This is a genomic window from Rhizobium sp. BR 317, from assembly GCF_047445835.1.
Taxonomy (GTDB): domain Bacteria; phylum Pseudomonadota; class Alphaproteobacteria; order Rhizobiales; family Rhizobiaceae; genus Rhizobium; species Rhizobium paranaense.
Genome location: NZ_JARWLB010000074.1, coordinates 1 through 2885, shown reverse-complemented (window position 1 = coordinate 2885; position 2885 = coordinate 1). Strand labels below are relative to the sequence as shown.

4 protein-coding genes are annotated in these 2885 nt (G+C 62.6%); 3 read left to right on the top strand and 1 reads right to left on the bottom strand.

All coding sequences use genetic code 11. From position 1 onward, the window contains the following. The coding region (locus tag QD357_RS31660; RefSeq protein WP_414125927.1) for a MobA/MobL family protein at positions 1-1202 on the bottom strand (1202 nt) is incomplete at its 3' end. A gap of 257 nt (positions 1203-1459) precedes the next feature. Here QD357_RS31660 and traC point away from each other — a divergent pair. The 3 genes from traC to QD357_RS31645 all read left to right on the top strand — a co-directional run. Next, positions 1460-1756, top strand: coding sequence for a conjugal transfer protein TraC (traC, locus tag QD357_RS31655; protein ID WP_414125925.1), 297 nt, complete (start codon positions 1460-1462; stop codon positions 1754-1756). Between the two features lie 4 nt (positions 1757-1760). Beyond that, positions 1761-1976, top strand: coding sequence for a type IV conjugative transfer system coupling protein TraD (traD, locus tag QD357_RS31650; protein WP_285169552.1), 216 nt, complete (start codon positions 1761-1763; stop codon positions 1974-1976). After that, on the top strand, positions 1969-2885 hold a 917-nt coding region (locus QD357_RS31645; RefSeq protein WP_414125924.1), incomplete at its 3' end, for a type IV secretory system conjugative DNA transfer family protein. The genes traD and QD357_RS31645, both read left to right, overlap by 8 nt.

The window sequence follows — 2885 nt, the reverse complement described above, 5'->3', positions numbered from 1 at the left end:
GCAGCGATCTGCTCGGATCCCGCCACGTGCCCGATCGCGGTTCTCTGCTCTTCCGACAGGCGGTCATGACGGGCAAAGGTCGCTTCGAGCACCGCGTTTCGCACGCTATGTKACGAACGCTGAGAGAGCCAGATGGCGCGATTGGCCATCTGCGCTTCCAGCCGGATTGTTTCCCGCGTCGTGTATTTGGCGGGCAATCTGGCACCGGTGGCAAGGTCGACCCGCTCGCGCTCAAAGCGGAACGTGTCGGGATGCAGGATGATCCGCACMATGAGGCTTTGGAACAGGGCGGGATCGTCGATGTAACGATGCAGGATCTTGGCGACATCACGCTMGTCGAACACGCTTTTCTCACGCGTGATCAGGTCGAGGACGAGTTTTGGGCTCCGGTCKATCCGTCTCGCGTTTTCGGCTCTGCGCGCATCCTGCAGTTCGATGCGCTCGAGCTCGACCGGCTTCGTAGCAACATCGGCTTTCCGCTCGATCGCTTTGGTCCCGACGCCAAGGTGGATGGTCGGTTCGAGATCGATCCCCTGCTTTTCGAAGGAGCGGCCGTCGACGCGAAGGTCGAGACCGGCCAGCGCCAGATGCCTGTTCTGGCAGGCAAACCATCCGTCGCGAAACGCGTTGAAATCGTCKATACCTCCAGCCCAGAGTTCATAGACGATCTTGCCTGCATCGTTGCGGATCGGATTGCCGTCCGGCCCGAGCACGGCAACCTTCTTGGCGCCGAAACCGTCTTCGGCCAGCGGCCGCAACGTCGTCATCAAATGAACGTGCGGATTGCCAGGGGCGTCATGATAGACCCAATCGGCCACCATGCCCTTCGATGTAATGTGGCGCTCGACAAAATCCCGTACGAGCGCAAKGTTCTGCTGAGCGCTMAGTTCGATCGGCAGTGCAATGGTGACGTCCTTGGCGAGTTGGGCATCCGAGCGCTTTTCGAACGCCTCGACGTTATTCCAGAAGGCTTCGGAAGCGCCTGAGACCGAACGATCTGCAATCATCGAGCGCAGCCATTCCGGSGCRYCGGCGGGRATGACGAACTCYTCGTGSAGCARKCCCTGYTTGCGMGTGTAGTCGATGGTSCGMGCYTCCCGCTCRTACTCCATCTTGGCGCAATGACGGTAGGCCGCCGACAGGACGGCGCTGCGGCCGGAGCCACGAGCGACGACGCTGACGGAGAAATGAGGGACGGCCACGACGGAATTCTTTCCCGGTTGCGAACGAAATCAACGAGTTCATCGGAAGCGGCAGGCCCCGCMAGGGGTCTCAAGCAAGGGCGTCGCGACAGCGACGTATAATTGCGCCCTTCGGAACCGCTCCTTCGGAACGGCCGGGATCATTCACCAAAGCATCGCCTCTGGCGATTGCATGATCCGCCTAGTGCGTTCCGCACGTCGATCGGGAAGACTGGCCTCGCAAGACCAAGCTTTCTCACCCAGGAGACATCGGCCAAATGAAGAAACCATCCTCGAAAATCCGCGACGAAATMGCGAAGCTGCAAGAGCAACTCAAGGCGGCCGAGACCCGGGAGGCCGAGCGCATCGGCAGGATCGCGCTCAAGGCAGGTCTCGGCKAGATCGAAGTCGATGAGCMAGAGCTGMAGGCAGCATTCGAGGACCTGGCGAAGCGGTTTCGYGGAGGAAAGGTCGCTGCGACCGGAGAGAAGAAGGGGAGTAGCGCCGGCGAAAGCAGCGCATCGTCCACGCGGGACGCGGCTGGCGCGACTGCGGGCGGGACTGCTGAGGCTTGAGCGGATGGCGCGCACGGCGACTTCCGACGCCCGCAGACAAGACACGCGGGAAAAGATCGAGCTTGGCGGTCTCATCGTCAAGGCCGGGCTTCGCTACGAGAAGCGTGCGCTGCTGCTCGGGCTTCTCATCGATGCCGCCGGCCGCCTGAAGCAAGACCGGCAGGAGCGCGTTCGCCTCACTGCAATTGGTGCTGCGGCGTTCGGAGAGAGCCATGAATAGGATCCTTCTATACGTTGCACCCTGCKCATTGATGATGCTGACGGCGATCGGCATGGCGGGGGTCGAACACTGGCTGGCCACCTTCGGCAAGAGTGATGCCGCAAAACAGATGCTCGGCCGGACGGGCATCGCTCTGCCCTATGTCGTCGCCTCCCTCGTCKGCATCGTCTTCCTGTTTGCGAGCGCCGGCTCAGCCAGAATCAGATCTGCCGGTTGGGGTGTTTTMACGGGCGCGATCGCCACGCTCGTCGTTGCGATCCTGCGTGAGGCGATACKGCTCTCCGCGTTCTGGKGCGAGGTGCCGGCCGGCAAGTCGATCCTGAACTATCTCGATCCTGCAACGACGATCGGCGCGGCCGCCGTGCTGATGTCCGCGTTGTTCGGCATGCGGGTKGCGATCGCCGGCAACGCCGCCTTTGCCAGGTCCGAGCCGAAACGCATTTACGGCAAGCGCGCTCTGCACGGCGAGGCCGACTGGATGAAACTGTCGGCAGCCGAAAGGCTGTTTCCCGAATGCGGCGGCATCGTCATCGGCGAGCGCTACCGGGTCGATAGGGACAGCGTCGCGGCATACGCGTTTCGCGCCGACAGCGCCGAGACGTGGGGAGCAGGCGGGACGTCGCCGCTSCTKTGCTTCGAYGGCTCSTTYGGMTCWTCRCAYGGCATYGTSTTCGCCGGYTCCGGCGGCTTCAAGACGACRTCGGTGACGATCCCGACGGCGYTSAAATGGGGCGGSKCGCTSRTCGTCCTCGACCCCTCGAACGAGGTCGCTCCGATGGTGTCGAAGCATCGTGGCGACGCCGACCGAGATGTCTTTGTCCTCGATCCGAAGCGCTCGGAGATCGGCTTCAACGCGCTCGACTGGATCGGCCGGTTCGGCGGGACGAAGGAGGAGGATATCGCCTCGGT